We start from the raw sequence: 20,371 nt of genomic DNA on the forward strand, positions 1-20,371 counted from the left end.
TGCGGTTTTGTGGTATGATAGGCAAATAAAAAGGAGGGATCTCACGTGGCAAAACTGTACTTTCGCTATGGCGCCATGGGCAGTTCCAAATCGGCCCAGGCTTTGATTACAAAGTTTAATTATGAGGAAAAAGGAATGCGGGTGTGGCTGCTGAAGCCTTCCGTAGACACCAGAAACGGCGCGGATATTGTAAAGAGCCGCATTGGGCTGGAGCAAAAGGCCGATGTGGTGACGCCGGAGATGGATCTGTTCGAGATCTTCCGCCAGAGAGAGCGGGAGTTTTATGATGTTATCATCGCCGATGAGGCCCAGTTTTTCCTGCCGGTCCAGATCGAGCAGCTCAGGGATATTGTAGACGCCTATAATGTGCCGGTGCTTTGCTTTGGTCTGCGGACGGACTTCCGTACCAAAATGTTCCCGGGCAGCAAGCGTCTGCTGGAGCTGGCAGATTCCATTACAGAGCTGAAAACGGTCTGTGCCTGCGGCAGCAAAGCGATTGTCAACGCCCGGCTGGATCAGGAGGGCAATGTGGTGACTGACGGCGAGCAGGTATTTCTGGGGGGCAATGAAAGTTATCGGGCAATGTGCTATAAATGCTGGAAAAAGGCACAGGAGAGGAAGAAAGAAGAATGAATGAAAAAGAATATATCCAGTTTCTTCATTTGGCGGAAAAGCTGAAGGACAATACGCGGCATTCCGTAACTTCCGGCGGAAGAGAGGAAAGCGTGGCGGAGCACAGCTGGAGGGTGAGCCTGATGGCCATGCTGCTGGAAGGAAGCATAGACGGCGTGGATTTTTCCAAGGTGCTGCGGATGTGCGTCATTCATGACTTGGGAGAAGCGGTGACGGGAGATATCCCTTCTTTCTGGAAAACCAAAGAAGATTCGGAAAAAGAGGATGACGTGGTGCTGTCTCTCATCAACAGTCTGTGGGAACCGGTGCGCGGGCAGTGGAAGGCTTTGTATGAAGAAATGCTGGCGCTGGAAACCATGGAGGCGAAAGTGTACAAAGCGTTGGATAAAATGGAAGCGGTGCTCCAGCATAATGAAGCGCCTATTTCCAGCTGGATTCCGTTGGAATATGAGCTGAACCCGGTCTATGGACAGGCAGAGGCACAGGTCCATCCGCTGCTGGCGGCGCTGCGGGAACAGCTGAAAGAAGATACTCTGGAAAAAATAGAAAGAGAAGGGAAAAAATAAATCGGGGAGAGAAGGAAACCGGATATGCAAGGAATGAAAAAATTAAAGATGTCCAATTTGCAGATCGTAGCGGCGGGCTATTTTTTGGTCGTGCTGACGGGGACATTGCTGCTTATGCTGCCGGTGGCAACAGTAGATGGGGCGGATACGTCCCTGCTGGATGCTTTGTTCACCGCTGTGTCTGCTTCCTGTGTGACAGGGCTTGTGGTGCAGGATACGGGAACGCACTGGACATTGTTTGGACAATTGGTGATTTTGGCGCTGATACAGATTGGCGGCTTGGGTTTTATGACTATTTCCCTCAGCTTTTTGATGCTGACCCGGAAAAAAATCGGTCTGCGTCACAGGGAAGTGATGGTCGAAAGCATAAACTCCTCCCAGATCGGCGGTGTTGTGCGCCTGACCAGAAAAATACTTATTGTAACGGCAGTGGTGGAAGGCATTGGTGCTTTGCTGCTGTCTCTTCGTTTTGTGCCGCAGTACGGTACGGCGAAGGGCCTCTATTTTGGGGTGTTCCATTCTATTTCCGCATTCTGCAACGCGGGCTTTGACCTGATGGGGAATTATGATTCCATTGTGGCTTATTCTGCGGACCCCCTTGTGAATTTCACGCTGATGGGGTTGATTACCATCGGCGGTCTGGGGTTCCTGGTCTGGGAGGACCTTTGGCAGAAAAAATGGCGTCTGCATCGTCTGCGGCTGCAGTCTAAGATCGTACTGAGCGCTTCGTTTCTGCTGACTGTTGGCGGCGGTCTGGTGCTGCTATTGTTAGAGGCCAACAATCTGAATGTGGGCATGGACAGCGGAGAACGGATATTGACGGCATTGTTCCAGTCCTGTACCGCCAGAACGGCAGGTTTTAACTCTGTGGACCCGGCGGCTATGACCGGCGGGAGCAAACTGGTGATGATGACGCTGATGTTTATTGGCGGCAGTCCCGGTTCCACCGCCGGCGGTATCAAGACCACCACCATTGTGGTGATTTTGATGTATACCCTGGCGGGAATCCGGCATGAGCGCAGCGCCAATATTTTTGGCCGCAGCCTGGGGGATGACGAACTCCATAAAGCGGTATATGTATTTTTTGTAAATCTGCTGTTTGTCCTCTGCGGCACGACTGTGATCTGTGCTTTGCAGAACCTGCAGCTGACAGATGTATTGTTTGAGGCTTTTTCCGCCATGGGTACGGTAGGGATCACCACTGGTATCACCAGGGATCTGATTCCGGCTTCCCAGCTTGTCATCATATTCCTGATGTACTGCGGCCGGGTGGGCAGCATTTCCTTTGCTGTGGCGCTGATGGAACGGAAGGCGACGCCGCCGGTGACGATGCCGTCGGAAAGAATCAATATTGGTTAATTTATCTGGAAGAAGATAAGGAGGAAGGGTTATGAAATCCTTTTTGATTGTTGGTATGGGCTCTTTTGGTCATCATCTGTGCCGGAGCCTGGCAGAAAATGACTGTGAGATTATGGTTGTTGACCGGTTTTCAGAGGCGGTGGAGGACGTCCTGCCTTTGGGCGTCAGCGGCAGAGTGGGTGACTGCACCAATCCGGAGGTGCTTCGTTCCTTTGGCATCAACCTCTTTGACGCCTGCTTTGTGTGCATGGGGACTAATTTTAAGAACAGCCTGCAGATCACCAGTTTTTTGAAGGAATTAGGGGCGAAAAAAGTTTATGCCAAGGCGGACGAGGATATTCAGGCGAAATTTTTGAAACGGATCGGCGCCGATGAAGTGATCTATCCGGAAAAGAACGTGGCGGAACAGATCGCCATTGCAGCCTGCTCCGACAATATTTTTGACTGCATCCCTTTTGTGGAGAATTACTTTATCGCGGAGATTCAGCCCATGGAGCGCTGGCTGGGCAGAACAGTAGTGGATGTGAATTTCCGCGCGCGGTATAATCTGAATATTGTGGCCGTGAAGCGGGGAGAGGAAGTGGTCCCTATTTCCGGCCCCAATTATGTGTTCACGGCGGAGGAACATTTGATGGTGCTGGGCCACATTGACGATATCAGGAAGATCGCCCATTGATATGAAGATACGGGAGATAACAAAAAACAAGGAACGCTTTCTGCCGCTGCTCCTGCTGGGAGACGAGCAGGAAAGCATGATACGGCGGTATCTGGAACGGGGAAGCATGGCGGTTTTGTTCCACGGGGAAAGGGCGGCTGCGGTCTCTGTTGTGACAAAAGAGGGCGATGGCCTGTGGGAATTAAAAAATATCGCCGTTCTTCCCTGCTGCCAGAAAAAAGGATATGGAAAGAAACTGCTGGAATTTTGGCTGGAGCGTCTGAAAGGACAGGGCGTTCTGCAGGCGGGAACGGGAGAAGTGCCCAGTACCACGGGGTTTTATACCGCCTGCGGATTCCAATTCTCCCATAGAATCCCGGATTTTTTCGTTTATCATTATGACCATCCCATCATGGAAGACGGCAAGCTGCTGAAAGATATGGTTTATTTTTCCCGGAAACTGTGAAAAACGGCGGCAAGATGTTACATTTTCTTTAAAGTTTATAAAAGCCCCCGGATTTCAGGTATTTACTACTTGCGCCGGAGGCTGTTTTTCTGCTAAACTATAATAATGTAAAAGTATGCCCGCAGGAGAAGCGTTCTTTTTTTGCGGCAAAAAACTGAAAAAGAAAAATGAGGTGAACCAAATGGGTTTATTGGAAAAAATATTTGGGAACTACAGCGAGAAGGAGATCAAGAAGATCATGCCCATCGTGAACAAGATCGAATCGCTGGCGCCCCAATATGAAAATCTTTCCGATGAAGAATTGAGAGGAAAGACACAGGAGTTCAAGGATCGTCTGGCAAAAGGCGAAACACTGGACGATATCCTGCCGGAAGCTTATGCTGTCGTAAGAGAAGCGGCTTCCCGTCCTCATGTTTTGAATATGCGTCATTTCCCTGTACAGCTCATGGGCGGCATTGTCATGCACCAGGGCCGTATCGCCGAAATGCGTACCGGTGAAGGTAAGACACTGGTGGCGACACTGCCCGCTTACCTGAACGCTCTGGAAGGCAAGGGCGTCCATGTAGTCACCGTCAACGACTATCTGGCACAGCGTGACAGCGAGTGGATGGGCGAGGTATTCCGTTTCCTGGGTCTGAGCGTTGGCTGTATCCTGAACAGCATGGACAACAACGAACGCCGGGCGGCCTATGCCTGCGACATCACCTACGGTACAAACAACGAGTTTGGTTTTGACTACCTGCGTGACAACATGGTGGTAAGAAAAGAAAGCATGGTACAGAGAGACCTGCATTTTGCCATCATCGACGAGGTGGACTCCGTCCTCATCGACGAAGCCAGAACTCCTCTGATTATTTCCGGCAGCGGCTCCAAGTCCACAGATTTGTACCGTGTGGCGGATCTGTTCGCGAAACAGCTGAAACAAGGCCGTATCCTTAACGAAGAAGAGGCCATGAACCCTCTGCTGAGAGAAGAACTTCAGGAGGAAGGCGACTTCATTCTGGACGAAAAAGCAAAAAGCGTTGTGCTGACCCAGGAAGGCGTTGCCAAGGCGGAGAAATTCTTCTCCGTGGACAATCTGTCCGATCCGGAAAATCTGGAACTGCAGCATCATATCAACAACGCTTTGAAAGCCAACTATAATATGCATCTGGATAAGGACTACGTCATCCATGAGGGCGAGATCGTCATTGTCGACGAATTTACCGGCCGTATGATGCCCGGCAGACGCTATTCCGACGGTCTGCACCAGGCCATCGAAGCCAAGGAAAACGTACAGGTGCGCCGGGAAAGCAAAACACTGGCGACCATCACCTTCCAGAATTACTTCAATAAATATAAGAAAAAATGCGGTATGACCGGTACGGCGAAAACAGAGGAGGACGAATTCCGCAATATCTACGGTATGGACGTTGTGGAGATTCCCACCAATAAGCCTGTTGCCAGAATCGACCAGCAGGATGTGGTATACCGTACAGAAGCCGGAAAATTCCGCGCTGTGGTACGGGATATCGCCGAAGCCCACGCCAAGGGACAGCCGGTGCTGGTAGGTACCGTTACCATTGATAAATCCGAGGAACTGAGCAAGCTCCTGAGACGGGAGGGCATCCCGCATCAGGTACTGAACGCAAAATACCATGCCAAGGAAGCGGAAATCGTCGCTTTGGCGGGCCAGATGAACGCTGTAACCATCGCCACCAATATGGCCGGCCGTGGTACTGACATCAAGCTGGGCGAAGGCGTACCGGAGCTGGGCGGTCTGAAGATTATCGGCACGGAGCGCCATGAGTCCAGACGTATCGACAACCAGCTGCGTGGTCGTGCGGGCCGTCAGGGGGACCCCGGCGAATCCAGATTCTATATCTCTCTGGAGGACGACCTGATGCGTCTGTTCGGCTCTGAAAAGACCATGAAACTGGTCGACGCCATGGGTATGGATGAGGATGAGCCCATCGAGGCGGGTATGCTGACAAAGGCCATTGAAAACGCCCAGAAAAAGGTAGAGGGCAATAACTTTGCCATCAGAAAACACCTGCTGGAGTATGACCAGGTCATGAACGAACAGCGTGAGGTTATTTACGGCGAAAGACGTCGCGTGCTCTACGGCGAAAACCTGCGCGAAAGCATTATGGGCATGATTCACGATACCATTGGCCGTATCGTAGACACCCATATCAGCGACGAACAGCTGCCGGAGGAATGGGATATGAACGCCTTGAGCGAGGCCTTCTCCGCCATTGTTCCTGTGGGCAAGATCAATATTAAAGAAGACGCCATTGCCCAGATGACCAAGGAAAAACTGAAAGAAAACCTGCAGAAGCTGGGTGTGCAGCTGTATGAGCTGAAAGAAAAAGAAATCAATGACGAGGAAAAAATGCGTGAGCTGGAGCGTGTCATCATGCTGCGCGTCATCGACCAGAAATGGATGGACCATATCGACGATATGGACCAGATGCGCCAGGGCATCGGCCTGCACGCTTACGCCCAGAGAGACCCTCTGATCGAGTATAAATTCGCCGCTTATGATATGTTTGAGGAAATGAGCGCCCACATCCAGGAGGATACGCTGAAGATCCTTTACCGTGTGCGCATCGAGACAGAAGCCAAACGGGAAGAGGTACAGAAGCCCATGTTTACCAATAAGGATGATTCCGGCGTGAAACAGCCCAAGAAGCGGGAAGAAGCCAAGATCGGCAGAAACGATCCCTGTCCCTGCGGCAGCGGCAAGAAATACAAACAGTGCTGCGGCAGAAATGCCTGAGAAAAGAGTGAGTGCAAATGGAACGTAAAATAGTACAAAAACTGCCCTTTTACACCCAGCGTATGACGGAAGAAACCTGGCGGCAGGAAGGCTTCCCCTCCTGGGAGGGAGCCGAAAGCTGGACCATGCGGGGCTGCGGCATCGCCTCCCTGCGGATGGTGCTGGACGGTCTGGGATGCGCCTGCGGCGGCCAGGGAGAGATGATCGCCCGGGGACTTGCGGCAGGTGCTTATAAAGAAGGCGTCGGCTGGATTCACTGGGGTCTGGCCCATATGGCGGAGGACTGGGGTATTTTCGCCGAGGCCAGAAGAGGACAGACCATAGAAGATCTGAAACAGGCTCTGGATGAAGGAATGCTTTGCATCGTTTCCATTACATCCTTCTTCCAATACGGGAAAACACGGTCCGACGGCAGTGTTTACGGTAAAGGCGGCCATCTGGTCCCTGTGTATGGCTACACTCAGGAGGAAGGCCGGCTGACGGGCTTCCTGCTCCATCACCCTTCCGCTTTTCAGGAAAATAACCGGGCGGATTGGGAAGTGCCGCTGGCACAGTTTACCCCTTCTTTTTCCGGGAACATGATCGTTTTCCGAAAAGGGGAAACAGCAGAATAAAGGATATTCATTATGTTTATCATAAATAAAACCAACCAAAAAATTCATTTTAAAGGAGTTGATTTTTAATGTTCGAGTTAGAACAGATCCGTCTGGGCCTGTCGGCTTACGACGAAAAATTAGAGGAAATGGGGGCTTCACTTTGACGTCGCTGGCGCCAAGGAGAAGATTACCGAATTAGAAGAACTTTCTGCCGATCCGGATTTCTGGAACGATATACAGAAAAGCCAGAAAACCCTCCAGCAGCTCAAAGCTCTGAAAAATAAGGTGGAGACCTACGAGGGTCTGGTAACAAAGTATGAGGACATCCTCACGCTCATCGAAATGGGTATTGAGGAGGAAGACGAAAGCGTATACGAGGAAGTCAAGGAAATGAACGATTCCTTCCTGGAGGAATTCGAACAGCTCCATGTGTCCACTATGCTGGACGGGGAATACGACCGCAACAACGCCATCGTAACCCTGCACGCCGGCACCGGCGGCACAGAAGCCTGCGACTGGACCAATATGCTCTTCCGTATGTATACCAAATGGGCGGCAAAGGCAGGCTTTGACGTGGAAGTGCTGGATATGCTGGACGGCGAAGAAGCGGGGCTGAAATCTGTGACCATTCAGGTCAATGGGGAAAATGCCTACGGCTATCTGAAGTCGGAAAAAGGCATCCACCGTCTGGTACGTGTGTCTCCCTTTGACAGCTCTGGCAGACGCCATACCTCTTTCGCGTCCTGCGATGTCATGCCGGAAATTGAAAACGATAACGAAATCGAGATCAACCCCGACGATATCCGTGTAGACACCTATCGTGCCAGCGGCGCCGGCGGCCAGCATGTCAATAAGACATCCTCGGCTATCCGTATTACTCACTTCCCTACTGGGATCGTGGTACAGTGTCAGGACGAAAGAAGCCAGTTCAGCAATAAGGAACGGGCGTTCAAAATGCTCAAAAGCAAACTGCTGGCGCTGAAGATCGAGGAACAGATGCAGAAGCTGGCGGAGATCCGCGGCGATGTAAAGGAAATCGGCTGGGGCAGCCAGATCCGTTCCTATGTATTCATGCCCTACACTCTGGTAAAGGATCACCGTACCGGTGAGGAAACAGGGAATGTAGGCGCGGTTATGGACGGCGACATTGATAACTTTATCAGCGCTTATCTGGCGTGGATTCACAGCTAAAAGGGGTAAGAGAGATTGAAAGAGATCAAAATTACCAAAAACGAGGAAAATCAAAGACTGGATAAATATCTGCTGAAATACTTCAACAAGGCCCCCAAGAGCTTCGTCTATAAGATGCTGCGCAAAAAGCGTATCAAGCTCAACGGCGGCCGGGCGGAAGGAAATGAGATGCTTCTGGAGGGGGATGCCCTCCAGATGTATCTGGCAGAGGAGACCATGGCGGGCTTCATGGAGAAAAAGGAGGTGCCGGCGGCGCAGCGCCATTTCGGCATCGTTTATGAGGACGACGATCTGCTGGTGGTCCATAAACCGGCAGGGCTGCTGTCCCATCCCCAGACGGCGGAGGACAGAGAGACCCTCATTGACCAGATCCTGTATTATCTCTATGAAAAAGGCCAGTATCTGCCGGAGGCGGACTCCGCCTTTACACCGGCCCTGTGCAACCGTCTGGACCGGAATACCAGCGGCATCGTTGTGGCGGGGAAGACCCTGCGGGCCGTACAGGCCGTCAACGAGGCCATCCGCCGGGGCAGAATGGAGAAATACTATGTGACTCTGGTGGCGGGAGAAATCAAGGAGTCCGGCAGCATCGACCTGTATTTATCCAAGGATGAGGAAAAGAACCAGGTTTGGACAAGCCGGGAGGAAAAGGCGGGCTACCGCAGGGCGCTGACCAAGTACAGACCCCTTGCCTGCGCCAAAGGCTTTTCCCTGCTGGAATTGCAGCTGATTACAGGAAAGACCCATCAGATCCGTGCCCATATGCAGGCCGTCGGCCATCCTGTGGCCGGAGACCGGAAGTATGGAGACCCGCTGATAAACCAGCGGATGCGGGAGGACTTTGGCCTTTCCAACCAATGTCTGCATGCCTGGAAGATCCGCTGGAAAGAGAAGGAAGGATTTCTTTCGTATTTGTATGGAAAAGAAATGACGGCAGCTTTGCCCAAAAAGCTGCAGACGGCCTGTGACGAACTGTTTGGCGGCGGGCTGTCTTTTTGAAGGAATAGGAGGATCTGGGATGAAAGCCATTATACTAGCGGCAGGCTATGCCACTAGACTGTACCCTTTGACCATCAATCGGCCGAAGGCTTTGCTTCCGATCAACAAAAAACCCATCATTGACTATATTGTGGAGGAACTGAACACCATAGAGGAGCTGGACGAGATCTATGTGGTGACCAACAGCCGCTTTGCCGGGCATTTCAGCGACTGGGCGAAAAAAACATCTTCCCGGGCGCCTATTTTTGTCCTGGATGACGGCACTACCAGCGACGAGAATAAAAAAGGCGCTGTGGGCGATATGGGTTTTGTTATTGAACAAAAAGGGATTGACGATGAACTGCTGGTCATCGCCGGGGATAATTTCTTTACGTATTCCCTGCGGGACTATGTGGATTTTTACAGAAAAAAGGGCCATGACTGTGTTTGTGTGAAAGAATGGCCCAACGAGAAGGAACTTTCCAAGTTTGGCATCGCTTTGCTGGATGAGGACGGCAAGGTACTGGATATTGAGGAAAAGCCGAAATGCCCCAAATCCAATACGGTGGTATTCGCTACCTACCTGTACCGCAGAGAGACCGTTCCCATGATCCGGGAATATCTGGCGGCGGGGAACAACCCCGATGCCCCCGGCAATTTCCCTGCGTGGCTGTATCAGCGCAAGGATGTGTATGCCTACACCTTTTCCGGGGAGTGCTATGACATCGGTACGCCGGAAAGCTATCGGGAAGTATGCCGGATGTATGAGGAATAATGGGAAAACTCCCGGCTTCGGGAGTGAGAGAAAAAACCGGCACGGCGGGGAGAAAGACCATGTGTCGGATTTTTTTCGTAGAGGAAAAAACGGCAAGGAGTGCGGAACAATGGATTGGATAGAAGTATTTATCTCTTCTTCGGCAGAGGGTCTGGAGCCTCTGGAAGGGCTGCTGTACCAGTGCGGCCTGAACGGATTGATGATACATGACGCCAGAGATTTTGCGGAATTTCTGGAAAACCCCAGCCGGGAGTGGGACTATGTGGCCGATGAGCTGGTGGAGGAAAAACAAGAGCAGGAGACGGGCATTACCTTCTTCCTGCGGGATAATCTTTACGGCAGAGAGCAGCTTTCCCAGATCAAAAGCGCGCTGGTGAGCCTGAAGGCGGCGGAAAAGGAACTGGATCTTGGGCCGCTGGAAGTAACCATGAAAAATGTGGCGGAAGAGGATTGGGCCAACAACTGGAAGAAATTCTTCAAGCCCTTCCCTGTGGGGGAAAAGATCATGATTAAGCCCTCCTGGGAAGAACTGCCGGAAAAGACAGATAAAATCGTTCTGAAAATCGACCCCGGCCATATTTTCGGCACAGGCACCCATGAGACCACACAGCTGTGCATGGAGCTCATTGAGAAATATGTGAAAAAAGAGGATCTGGTGCTGGATATCGGCTGCGGCAGCGGTATTTTGTCTATTGCCGCGCTGCTGCTGGAGGCCAGAGAGGCGGATGCTGTGGACATTGACCCTAATGCCATCCAGATCGCCTATGAAAACAGCGACAGAAATGACATCCCCAGAGAAAAATACCATGTAAAAGCCGGGAATATCCTGGAGGACAAGGCCTTGCAGGCATCTTACAGCGGCAAGAAGTATGATCTGGTGGCGGCCAATATCGTGGCGGATGTCATCATCGCCCTGACGAAACAGGTGCCGGACTATATCAAGGACGGCGGCGTGTTCCTGTGCAGCGGCATCATCACCGAACGGAAAGAGGATGTGCTGGCGGCACTGGCGGCGGCCGGGTTTAAGGTACTGGATATTAAGGAAAAAACAAGCTGGGTCGCTATCGCGACCAGATACGAGGGTTGAGCCATGCCGAAATTTTTTGTAAGCCCACAACAGATTGTGGGCAAGAAGATTACCCTCACAGGGGATGACGAAAAACATATCAAAACGGTGCTGCGGGCCAGAGAAGGCGAGGAGATCACTGTCTGCGACGGGGAAGGATGGGACTACCAGTGCCGTATCCTGTCTCTGGAACGGGGGGTGGTGACGGAAATTTTGTCCTCCGCTCCTTGTGACGTGGAGCCGGAGACAAAGATTACGCTGTACCAGGGACTGCCCAAGGCCGATAAAATGGAATGGATCATCCAGAAATGCGTGGAGCTGGGCGTGGAGCGGATCGTGCCGGTTTCCACAGAGCGGGCCATTGTCAAGCTGGACAAAAAGGAAGGCAAAAAGCTGGAACGCTGGCAGAAGATCGCCGAAGCCGCCGCCAAGCAGAGCGGACGGGGCATCATTCCGCCAATGGGAGAAAGCGTCCTTTCCTTCCGGGAGGCTGTGGCGGAGGCGGCAAAGCTGGACGGCGCCCTGATCCCCTATGAGAAAGAGGAAAAACGGGGCATCCGTGAATTTGTGCGTGGCTTTTCCGGGAAGACCGTCGGTGTGTTCATCGGGCCGGAAGGCGGATTTTCGCCGGAAGAAGTGGCGCTGGCGGAGGAAGCCGGTATACTGCCTGTGACCCTGGGCAAAAGAATATTGCGAACGGAAACGGCGGGCATGACCACCGTTGCCTTATTGTTGTATGAATTGGGCTAAGGAGGAAATTGAGCCATGATCTATTTTGATAACGCCGCTACCACAAGAGCGCTGCCCGAGGTGGCGGAAAAAATGACCTATATGATGTGTGAAAACTTCGGGAACCCGGCGACTGTCAGCGTCATGGGGCTGGAGGCGGAAAAAGAGATCCGGAAGGCTTCCGAGATTCTGGCCAACGGCATCCGGGCCAAGGCCGAGGAAATCTATTTTACCAGCGGCGGCACGGAAGGGGACAACTGGGCCATCTACGGTACAGCGGAAGGCTATGCCAGAAACGGAAAGCATCTGATTACAACCTCTATTGAGCATCCCGCCGTAAAAAATCCCATGAAGCATCTGGAGGAAAAAGGCTACGAGGTGACCTGGCTGGGGGTAGACGAAAAGGGGCATATCTCTCTGGAAGAGCTGGCAAATGCCATCCGTCCCGATACCATTCTGGTGAGCACCATTCTGGTAAATAACGAGACCGGCGTAGTACAGGACGCGGCGGCTATCGGCAAACTCATCAAGGAAAAGAACCCCAATACCCTGTACCATGTGGACGCGGTGCAGGCCTTTGGGAAATACCCCATTGACGTGCAGAAAATGAAGATCGACCTTTTGACTATGAGCGGCCATAAGATCCATGGCGCCAAAGGCACCGGTATGTTCTATATGCGCAAGGGTCTGAAGGTACGCCCGCTGATTCTGGGCGGCGGACAGCAGAAGGGCCAGCGGGCCGGTACGGAAAACGGGGCCGGCGCAGCAGGACTGGGCGTTGCGGCGGATGTGGCCTTCCGTTCTATGAAAGAAAGCATCGAGCACGTAAGAGAAATCAAAAAAACACTGATGGAAGGTATTCTGGCTATGCCCGATACCCAGGTCAACGGCGCGGGCATCGGCGAGGACAGCCCCTATGTGCTGAATGTGACCTTTAAGGGCCTGCGCAGTGAAGTACTGCTGCACAGTTTGGAGAGCAAGGGGATTTTCGTTTCCGCCGGTTCCGCCTGCGACAGCCGGAAAAAAATCGGCAGTCCTGTCCTGACAGCCATGGGCCTGCCCTTTGAGGAGATCGAAGGCGCCGTCAGATTCAGCTTCTGCCGGTACAATACTGTGGAAGAGGCCAGGGAATGTCTGAAAGCATTGGAAGAAACCGTACCGTTTTTGCGTAAGATCAACAGACAGAGATAAGGAGGAAGTATGGCGGAGAAAGTATTGCTTGTAAAATTCGGAGAAATTGCCATGCGGGGGGATAACCAGTATATCTTTATCAACCGGCTGATTCTGGCCATCCGCCGGAATCTGGACCCTGTGGGCAATTATTATGTGGTAAGAGAGCCGGGCCGTCTGATTGTGGAAGACCGGGGAGGTGAAATGGATTTTGATCTGGTGATCCCCAGAGTGGAGCCTATTTTCGGTTTGGTGGCCCTTTGTCCCGGCCTGCGTCTGGAGGAAATGACGCTGGATGCTATTAAAGAAGAGGCTCTGCGCCATATGCAGGAGATGTATGGAGATGCCCCCATGACCTTTAAGGTCAATGCCAGACGCTCCAATAAGGGCTTTGCGGTTCGTTCTCAGGAAATCTGCGCTGATGTGGGCGAGTATATTCTGGACCATATGCCCAACATGACCGTAAACGTAAAAAATCCCGATGTGGTGCTTTATGTGGAGGTCAGAAACAAAATCTATATGTATTCCAAAATCATTAAGACCTACGGCGGCCTGCCTTACGGCAGCTCCGGCAAGGGGGTTTCCCTGCTGTCCGGCGGCATAGACAGTCCCGTGGCTACCTGGATGATGGCCAAGCGTGGCGTAGAGGTGGAAGGTGTGTATTTCCACAGCCCTCCCTATACCAGTGAATGGGCCAAACAGAAGGTTATCGACCTGGCGAAGCGCATCGCCGACTTTACCGGGGAGTTTAAGCTCTATGTGGTACCCTTTACGGATTTGCAGCTGTATCTTTTGGAGAATGTGCCCCATGATAAGCTGACCATCCATCTGAAACGGGCCATGATGCGTGCGGCGGAACAGATTGCCGTCAAGGACGGGGCATGGAGCCTGATTACCGGCGAAAGCGTGGGTCAGGTAGCCAGCCAGACCATGCAGGGCATCTATGCCATCAATGCTGTCTGCAAAATGCCGGTACTGCGGCCTTTGGCGGGCATGGACAAGCAGGAAATCATCGACATCGGCACAAAGATCGGGACCTATGATATTTCCATCCGGCCCTATGAGGACTGCTGCACCATTTTTGTGGCAAAGCACCCGCAGATCAAGCCCAGACTGAATGTTATCGAGAAGATCGAACGGAAGCTGACGGATCTGGACAAATATCTGGAAGAAGCCGTAGCCAACGCGGAGATTATCGAGCTGTAAAATACAAGAAACATCGGTATGCCAAAATTAAGCTGCCGATGTTTTTTTAATTCAAAAATCTTCTTGTAGAGAAAAAGGTCTCCTGTTATAATGTGTTTGTATTTATTAAGATACAAAAGGTTTATGTAAGAGGAGGGGTTTTATGAAAAAAAGAAGTAGGAAGGGACTGGCTGCGGCGCTGGTTCTGACTATGGCGCTGCCTGTGACAGCTTTCGGGGCGGAAACTGTACAGGTGGATGGCTATGACAGAATGGAAGGGGAAACAGCTAAATATCAGTTCAGCATTTCCAATGTGACGGGCAAGACCACTGTGGCCGGACAGGAAGCTTATGTGTGTCAGGCACCGGCAAAAGTGACTGCTGTGGACGAACTTCAGACATTGGAAGTAACAAAGTATCTCAGTGCCGGAAACGCACTGGCAGCTCAAGGGAGCATGATCCCTGACGGTTATACACAGGAAAACTGGGAGGCGCTTTATTATGAGAGCGAAGGAGACACCGTTGTACAAGTTGGCACCACTTATACCATCAAAGATCCTGGTATATATCGAGTCCTTGGCATGTATCCCGTCATTGCGGGCGGTGCAGAAGTATATCTGGTGGTAGAAAGCAATGGGCAGACAGTGGCAAGCCTGACAAAGCCCCAGTATACCACAGCGACACCCAGTACAGCGAAAGTACTGGTAAACGGAAAGGAAATGGCGTTTGACGCTTACACCATCGGAGGCAATACTTATTTTAAATTACGTGACATCGCGGCGGCTGTCAACGGCACAGCGAAGAACTTCAATGTAGCTTGGAACGCAGATGCGAAAGTCATCAGCTTACAACCGGAAACAGCCTACGCGGCAGTAGGGGGCGAATTGGCGGCGGGAGACGGCACCGCAAAACAGGCACTGCCTTCCAGCGCACCTGTGTACATGGGCTGGATGGAATATGCCATGCCTGCTTACAACATCAATGGTAGCACATACTTCAAACTGCGTGATCTGTGCAGCCTTATGGGTATCACTGTAGGCTGGAATGACAATACAAAAACCATTACCGTAGACAGCACAAAATGAGCAAATCAAAAACGAATGGGAAAAAGGCAGATGACCCTTAGAAAATATGCCAGATAAATCTCAGTGAAAATAAGAACGCTGGAGTCGGGAGATTCCGGCGCTCTTTTTTCGTGTAAAGAAGCGTCTCTTGATTTTTGTTGGGGAAATGTGGGTAGGATACCTTGCCTGAAAAACAAAATAGGGGGGAGAGAGGGCTTTTTCTTTCTCGGAGGAAAGAGATTCATGGAAGGGGATGAAACGCCTGAGATAGGCTTATAATGGAAAATAGATGTATACAGGATGTAAAAATATAGGGGAAAGGGACTTTACGGAAAAATAGATGGGGAGGCAAAAAGAAAATTTTAAGAGTATGAAAAAGACAAAAAGAAAAGCGTCCGATTTTTTTTCGGACGCTACTGCTATTTTTGTGGTATATGATATTAGATTCCAATCAAGGGGTTTTACTCCAGAACGTAAACGGTTACGTTGCGCACGCCCCAGCTGTATGCTTCGGAAACGCTGTTGACGCAAACGTCCAGTCGGTTGCCTTTGATGGCGCCGCCGGTATCAGCGGCAATGGCGACACCGTAGCCGGGGACGTATACTCTGGAACCCAGAGGGATGACACTGGGGTCTACGGCAACGACGCCTCTGCCGGCCTTCATGCCGGTAGCGGTAACGCCGGTGCAGCCCGCGTCATACGGTGTGTAGGCGGTAGCGCGTACGGAAACGGCCTTGGAATAAGTATAGCCGTTGATAACGTTCTGGGCGCCAACCTCTACGATCTTGCTGACGGGTTCGGAAACTACTTTTTCTTCCACAAATTCTGTGCTTACCAGTGTGGAGCCTTCGTAAATCTGTTTGTTAACGATGGTCTTTGTACCGTTTTTGCCTTCCTGTACCACTCTTGTTTCGCCGGGCGCCAGATCCTTTGTGGTGCGCTCTACGGTTTCATAAGGAATGGTCTGAGTGGTGGATACGATCTTTTCTGTTACGCTGGACAGTGTCACTGTCATCATATCGCTCAGGGCGTCTGTTTCTTCCGCGTCTTCCAGCACATACTGACCGTCCAGTGTGCTTTCCATGTCGTCCAGCAGCTCGCCTACGGTAGCCTTGTCTGTGCTGACCATGCGGGGTACGCCGTCCATGTTGATGACAACGGACATCATATCCTCTTTTTCATATGCGGACGCTGTGCCGCAGCCGATTGCTAAAATAAATACCACGATAGCAAGTACTCTAAGATGTGTTTTCATGATTTTTCCTCCTTGAACAATCTTTCATCGAATGGCGTTTTGTGGGAAGCACTTCGGTCGGAAAGAATGTTCCTCTCGTTATAATAATGATAGACATTAGATGGATGCCTTGCCCGCCGCCAGAGGGCCGCGGGATCGCAGTCGTAAGAGAGCGGAAGTCGTCACTTCCGCGGTGTTTACGGTGTTACAAAACAACTGCAAAAAATAAAGATATACCATAATGGTATACCTTTATTTTCATTACGCTGTTTATATTAACACATTTGTAACATTTGTGCAACCCTTTTTTAAAAAAATAATGATTTTGCGTTATCAGACGTAACTTTTGCGACATATTCCGGCGTTAAATTTTTAATTTCCGCAATCTTTTTGACCACAAATTCCAGATTTCTGGAGTCGTTTCTCTTGCCGCGGTTGGGATTGGGCGCCAGATAAGGGGAGTCCGTCTCAATGAGGATTTTTTCCAGAGGGATGCGATCCACCACTTCCACCAGTTTTTTGGCGTTGGAAAAGGTAATTACCCCCCCAATGCCGATATAAAACCCCATTTTGACATAATCCTCCGCCATTTGCCAGGAACCGGAGTAGCAGTGGATGACGCCGGTGCGGACATTGCTGCTCTGGATGATGTCGAAGGTTTCCTGAGCGGCGTCTCTGGAGTGAATTATTACAGGTTTGTTAACACTTTCCGCCAGGCGCAGCTGCTGCCGGAACCAGAAGCGCTGCAGTTCCCGGGGGCTGAAATCATAATAGAAATCCAGACCGATTTCACCGATGGCGACCACCTTGGGATGAGCCGAAAGGCGACGGAGTTCCTCAATGGTCTGGGAAGACATTTCCTCTGCGCTGTGGGGATGCACGCCGACGGCGGCGTAGAAAAAGTCGTATTTCTCCGCCAGACGGATGCTGGTTTTGGAGCTTTTTTCATCGCAGCCGACGTTTACCACATAGTCAATACCGCAAGAGGGGAGAAGCTCGATGAGCTTCTCCCTGTCTTCCTGAAATCGTTTGTCGTCATAATGGGCGTGAGACTCGAAATACATCAGCTGATCTCGCTCCCGCTTGCAAAGTCTTTGTCGTCCGTAGTCAGAATGGACAGCTTGCCGTCTCCGTCTTCGGCGCACAGGATCATTCCGTAGGACATTTCGCCCATCATCTTTCTGGGCTTCAGGTTATAAGCCACAACAACGCGTTTGCCTACCAGCGCGCCGGGGGCGTAGGTGTCTTTGATGCCGGAGAAGATGACTCTCTCCTCGTCACCGATTTTGATGACGTTGCGCAGCAGCTTTTTAGAGCCTTCCACAGCGGTGCTTTCCAGCACTTCGCCTACCTTCAGCTGTACCTTGCAGAAGTCGTCAATGGTGATTTCCGCGGGGTATTTGCTTTCTTCTTCCTTCTTTTCCTCGGCTTTTTTCTGCTGGTTGGCGATAGAAGTCGCCTGAGAAGCCTTGATGGCTGCTTCCAGTTCAGCCAGCTCTTTTTTCATGTCGATTCTGGGGAAGAGGGTCTCGCCTTTTTCTACGGACAGTTCCGCAGGCAGGATACCCCATGTCTTTGTGCTCTCCCAGGAGGTCATATCTTCCGTAATATGCAGCTGTGCCCAGATCTTGGCAGGAGTCAGCGGCATGAAGGGCTGGATCAGGATGGAAACGATACGGATGCTTTCCGCTACGTTGTACAGTGCGTTTGCCAGTTCGCCTTTCTTGGATTCGTCTTTGCACAGAATCCAGGGCTGTGTTTCGTCGATATATTTGTTGGTGCGGCGGATCAGGTTCCAGATTTCCGCCAGAGCGTCGCTGAAGAACAGGTGCTCCATTTTTTCCTCTACCTTGGGAATGGTGGCTGCGGCCACAGCCTTCAGATCCGCGTCAAAAGGTGTTTCTGTGCGGTCTGCGGGCAGAGTGCCGCCGAAATATTTCTCGATCATGCCTACGGTTCTGGAAACCAGGTTGCCCAGGTCGTTGGCCAGATCGGAGTTGATGCGCTGGATCAGTGCTTCGTTGTTGAAGTTGCCGTCCTGGCCGAAGGCGATCTCACGCAGCAGGAAATAACGGATGGCGTCTACGCCGTATTTGTCTACCAGTACGTTGGGGTCTACCACATTACCTACGGATTTGGACATTTTGCCGCCGTTGATGACCAGCCAGCCATGGCCGAAAATCTGCTTGGGCAGAGGCATATCCAGTGCCATCAGCATTGCGGGCCAGATGATGGAGTGGAAACGCACGATTTCCTTACCTACCACATGGATATCAGCGGGCCAGAATTTCTGGTACAGGCTGTCATCATCGCTGCCCCAGCCCAGGGCGGTGATATAGTTGGAAAGAGCGTCGATCCATACATAAACGATATGACCGGGGTCAAATTCCACAGGTACGCCCCATTTGAAGGAGGTACGGGAAACGGCCAGGTCTTCCAGACCGGGTTTCAGGAAGTTGTTGATCATTTCGTTCTGACGGGTGTTGGGCTGCAAAAATTCGGGGTTTTCTTCCATATATTTGATGATTCTGTCCTGATATTTGGAAAGACGGAAGAAATAGCTTTCCTCTTTCAGCAGTTCCACGTCACGGCCGCAGTCGGGGCATTTGCCGTCTACCAGCTGATGCTCTGTGAAGAAGGATTCGCAGGGAGTGCAGTACCAGCCTTCATAGGAGCTTTTGTAGATATCGCCCTGATCGTAGAGCTGTTTGAAGATTTTCTGAACGGCTTTGATATGGTAGTCGTCTGTGGTACGGATGAATTTGTCGTAGGAAATATGCAGTGTTTTCCACAGTTCCTTGATGCCTACCACAATCTTGTCGGTGTATTCCTTGGGGGTCATGCCCTGGGAAGTGGCGATCCGTTCGATTTTCTGGCCGTGTTCGTCTGTACCGGTCAAAAACATAACGTCATAGCCGCGCAGTCTTTTGTAGCGTGCCATGGTGTCTGTGGCTACTGTACAGTAGGAATGACCGATATGCAGCTTATCACTGGGGTAGTAAATGGGTGTGGTGATATAAAATTTTTCTTTTGCCAAAAGTAATCTCTCCTTTTATATTATAGAATCTTTGTTTACAGTGGGAGGGGAAAACGCGAATAAAAAAACCGCCCCTTTTGACAAAGGGCGGAAGAACCGCGTTACCACCTTATTTCGTTCTTTCCTCACGAAAAGAACCTCCGCAGGTACAAATATACCTTTACGCCATAACGGGCGAATCCCGTCGCAGCCTAATGCACGAGGCAGTCGGTGCGAAGCTCCAAGGCCATCTTCGACGGTGTTTCTGCGCCCCGTTCCAGCAAGAGGGGCTCTCTGCGGCATAGCGTACCGTGTACTCTCCTTTTCACAGCTTTTCTCCTGTATTTTGCATTTTACTATATTTTGGGCTTTTCTGTCAATGGATATGCGGGCAAAAGGGGGGAATAAATGGTTTTTAGGGGATTTTTATGCCACTTGATTGTAGCATTTTCCAATGAAAGGGCGGAAAATATGATATGATCGGCCAAAGGAGGGGGAAACGGATGGAAAAACCGTTAGATGTTTTACAGAATTTATACCAGAAAGCGGACTTGGTACGAAGCATTCTTTCTCTTTTGCTGGATGCCATGACGGCGGGATGCGAACCGTGGAAAACACCTTACGTGGTGGCTGTGGCGCATATGGCGGAGATGGTGGAGGAGATGCAGACGGAACTTTATGAGGCGACGGAGGAATTGTTTCGGGAGAGAAGAGAGAAAGCGGTCTTTCAAAATAGAGAGGACAGACAGCGGTAAAAGCATACAGGGATATCTATTGTAGATGGAAAGCCTATTTTTTTAATCAAAGGGTTGTCGCTTAGAAAATCCCAGGCTGGTTTTCCTTCGGAGAGGTACTTTTGGCGCAAAAGTACCCAAAACTTGGGGACCTTTCGCATGGTCCCCAAACCCCCGCAGGCGACCAAAGGGA

The 20,371-nt window shown here is 51.2% G+C and carries 19 protein-coding genes and 1 other annotated feature; of the genes, 16 read left to right on the forward strand and 3 right to left on the reverse strand.

Annotated features, from left to right (window positions below):
* The first annotated feature begins 45 nt into the window (after positions 1–45).
* From H9X84_RS05890 to H9X84_RS05960, 15 genes are all read left to right on the forward strand, one after another.
* The gene (locus H9X84_RS05890; RefSeq protein ID WP_205133237.1) at positions 46–633 is read left to right on the forward strand and encodes a thymidine kinase; all 588 of its coding nucleotides are present in this window, start codon (positions 46–48) and stop codon (positions 631–633) included.
* Complete coding sequence (locus H9X84_RS05895) at positions 630–1,199, forward strand: HD domain-containing protein (RefSeq protein WP_205133236.1); 570 nt, start codon at positions 630–632, stop codon at positions 1,197–1,199. Before H9X84_RS05890 ends, H9X84_RS05895 begins: the two co-directional genes overlap by 4 nt.
* A 33-nt stretch (positions 1,200–1,232) precedes the next feature.
* Complete coding sequence (locus H9X84_RS05900; protein WP_205133235.1) at positions 1,233–2,558, forward strand: TrkH family potassium uptake protein; 1,326 nt, start codon at positions 1,233–1,235, stop codon at positions 2,556–2,558.
* A gap of 31 nt (positions 2,559–2,589) precedes the next feature.
* Positions 2,590–3,234 (forward strand): potassium channel family protein, encoded by a 645-nt coding sequence (locus H9X84_RS05905; RefSeq protein WP_205133234.1) that lies wholly within the window; start codon positions 2,590–2,592, stop codon positions 3,232–3,234.
* Between the two features lies 1 nt (position 3,235).
* Positions 3,236–3,679, forward strand: coding sequence for a GNAT family N-acetyltransferase (locus tag H9X84_RS05910; RefSeq protein WP_205133233.1), 444 nt, complete (start codon positions 3,236–3,238; stop codon positions 3,677–3,679).
* A gap of 181 nt (positions 3,680–3,860) precedes the next feature.
* Positions 3,861–6,440, forward strand: coding sequence for a preprotein translocase subunit SecA (gene secA, locus H9X84_RS05915; RefSeq protein ID WP_205133232.1), 2,580 nt, complete (start codon positions 3,861–3,863; stop codon positions 6,438–6,440).
* 17 nt (positions 6,441–6,457) lie between these two features.
* Positions 6,458–7,054 carry a C39 family peptidase gene (locus tag H9X84_RS05920; RefSeq protein WP_205133231.1) on the forward strand — a complete coding sequence of 199 codons (597 nt, stop codon included), beginning with the start codon at positions 6,458–6,460 and terminating at the stop codon, positions 7,052–7,054.
* A gap of 68 nt (positions 7,055–7,122) precedes the next feature.
* Positions 7,123–8,227, forward strand: a protein-coding gene (prfB, locus tag H9X84_RS05925) for a peptide chain release factor 2 (RefSeq protein ID WP_205133230.1) whose coding sequence is annotated in 2 segments (ribosomal slippage) — positions 7,123–7,197 and positions 7,199–8,227 — 1,104 coding nt in all. Because the reading frame shifts where the segments join, the coding sequence is not laid out codon by codon here.
* Between the two features lie 15 nt (positions 8,228–8,242).
* The gene (locus H9X84_RS05930; protein ID WP_205133229.1) at positions 8,243–9,226 is read left to right on the forward strand and encodes an RluA family pseudouridine synthase; all 984 of its coding nucleotides are present in this window, start codon (positions 8,243–8,245) and stop codon (positions 9,224–9,226) included.
* Between the two features lie 19 nt (positions 9,227–9,245).
* Positions 9,246–9,980 carry a nucleotidyltransferase family protein gene (locus tag H9X84_RS05935; protein WP_205133228.1) on the forward strand — a complete coding sequence of 245 codons (735 nt, stop codon included), beginning with the start codon at positions 9,246–9,248 and terminating at the stop codon, positions 9,978–9,980.
* Between the two features lie 109 nt (positions 9,981–10,089).
* A complete protein-coding gene (gene prmA, locus H9X84_RS05940; RefSeq protein ID WP_205133227.1) occupies positions 10,090–11,067 on the forward strand; it encodes a 50S ribosomal protein L11 methyltransferase in 978 nt (325 codons plus the stop codon).
* 3 nt (positions 11,068–11,070) lie between these two features.
* Positions 11,071–11,796, forward strand: a complete 726-nt coding sequence (locus H9X84_RS05945) for a 16S rRNA (uracil(1498)-N(3))-methyltransferase (protein WP_205133226.1) — start codon at positions 11,071–11,073, stop codon at positions 11,794–11,796.
* A 15-nt stretch (positions 11,797–11,811) separates the two neighbouring features.
* Complete coding sequence (locus H9X84_RS05950; RefSeq protein WP_205133225.1) at positions 11,812–12,966, forward strand: cysteine desulfurase family protein; 1,155 nt, start codon at positions 11,812–11,814, stop codon at positions 12,964–12,966.
* A 9-nt stretch (positions 12,967–12,975) separates the two neighbouring features.
* Positions 12,976–14,151: a tRNA uracil 4-sulfurtransferase ThiI gene (thiI, locus tag H9X84_RS05955; protein ID WP_205133224.1), complete on the forward strand. Its 1,176-nt coding sequence runs from the start codon at positions 12,976–12,978 to the stop codon at positions 14,149–14,151.
* A gap of 142 nt (positions 14,152–14,293) precedes the next feature.
* Positions 14,294–15,214, forward strand: a complete 921-nt coding sequence (locus H9X84_RS05960; protein WP_205133223.1) for a hypothetical protein — start codon at positions 14,294–14,296, stop codon at positions 15,212–15,214.
* A gap of 440 nt (positions 15,215–15,654) precedes the next feature.
* Here H9X84_RS05960 and H9X84_RS13200 read toward each other — a convergent pair whose 3' ends face one another.
* The 3 genes from H9X84_RS13200 to metG form a co-directional block, all read right to left on the reverse strand.
* Complete coding sequence (locus H9X84_RS13200; RefSeq protein WP_205133222.1) at positions 15,655–16,449, reverse strand: 3D domain-containing protein; 795 nt, start codon at positions 16,447–16,449, stop codon at positions 15,655–15,657.
* 287 nt (positions 16,450–16,736) lie between these two features.
* The gene (locus tag H9X84_RS05970) at positions 16,737–17,492 is read right to left on the reverse strand and encodes a TatD family hydrolase (protein WP_205133221.1); all 756 of its coding nucleotides are present in this window, start codon (positions 17,490–17,492) and stop codon (positions 16,737–16,739) included.
* Positions 17,492–19,465 carry a methionine--tRNA ligase gene (gene metG, locus H9X84_RS05975; protein ID WP_205133220.1) on the reverse strand — a complete coding sequence of 658 codons (1,974 nt, stop codon included), beginning with the start codon at positions 19,463–19,465 and terminating at the stop codon, positions 17,492–17,494. Before metG ends, H9X84_RS05970 begins: the two co-directional genes overlap by 1 nt.
* A gap of 80 nt (positions 19,466–19,545) precedes the next feature.
* Positions 19,546–19,782: a binding site (T-box leader), on the reverse strand.
* Between the two features lie 165 nt (positions 19,783–19,947).
* Between metG and H9X84_RS05980 the strand changes: the two genes are divergently transcribed.
* Entirely contained in the window at positions 19,948–20,199 is a 252-nt protein-coding gene (locus H9X84_RS05980; RefSeq protein ID WP_205133219.1) for a hypothetical protein, read from the forward strand.
* The last annotated feature ends 172 nt before the right edge of the window (positions 20,200–20,371 follow it).

It is taken from the genome of Anaerotignum lactatifermentans, from assembly GCF_016902535.1.
Classification (GTDB): domain Bacteria; phylum Bacillota; class Clostridia; order Lachnospirales; family Anaerotignaceae; genus Anaerotignum; species Anaerotignum lactatifermentans_A.

Coding starts and splice junctions, on each gene's coding strand:
- H9X84_RS05895 (WP_205133236.1), top strand. CDS start 630: ATGAATGAAAAAGAATATATCCAGTTTCTTCATTTGGCGGAAAAGCTG.
- H9X84_RS05900 (WP_205133235.1), top strand. CDS start 1,233: ATGAAAAAATTAAAGATGTCCAATTTGCAGATCGTAGCGGCGGGCTAT.
- H9X84_RS05905 (WP_205133234.1), top strand. CDS start 2,590: ATGAAATCCTTTTTGATTGTTGGTATGGGCTCTTTTGGTCATCATCTG.
- H9X84_RS05910 (WP_205133233.1), top strand. CDS start 3,236: ATGAAGATACGGGAGATAACAAAAAACAAGGAACGCTTTCTGCCGCTG.
- secA (WP_205133232.1), top strand. CDS start 3,861: ATGGGTTTATTGGAAAAAATATTTGGGAACTACAGCGAGAAGGAGATC.
- H9X84_RS05920 (WP_205133231.1), top strand. CDS start 6,458: ATGGAACGTAAAATAGTACAAAAACTGCCCTTTTACACCCAGCGTATG.
- H9X84_RS05935 (WP_205133228.1), top strand. CDS start 9,246: ATGAAAGCCATTATACTAGCGGCAGGCTATGCCACTAGACTGTACCCT.
- prmA (WP_205133227.1), top strand. CDS start 10,090: ATGGATTGGATAGAAGTATTTATCTCTTCTTCGGCAGAGGGTCTGGAG.
- H9X84_RS05945 (WP_205133226.1), top strand. CDS start 11,071: ATGCCGAAATTTTTTGTAAGCCCACAACAGATTGTGGGCAAGAAGATT.
- H9X84_RS05950 (WP_205133225.1), top strand. CDS start 11,812: ATGATCTATTTTGATAACGCCGCTACCACAAGAGCGCTGCCCGAGGTG.
- thiI (WP_205133224.1), top strand. CDS start 12,976: ATGGCGGAGAAAGTATTGCTTGTAAAATTCGGAGAAATTGCCATGCGG.
- H9X84_RS05960 (WP_205133223.1), top strand. CDS start 14,294: ATGAAAAAAAGAAGTAGGAAGGGACTGGCTGCGGCGCTGGTTCTGACT.
- H9X84_RS13200 (WP_205133222.1), bottom strand. CDS start 16,449: ATGAAAACACATCTTAGAGTACTTGCTATCGTGGTATTTATTTTAGCA.
- H9X84_RS05970 (WP_205133221.1), bottom strand. CDS start 17,492: ATGTATTTCGAGTCTCACGCCCATTATGACGACAAACGATTTCAGGAA.
- H9X84_RS05980 (WP_205133219.1), top strand. CDS start 19,948: ATGGAAAAACCGTTAGATGTTTTACAGAATTTATACCAGAAAGCGGAC.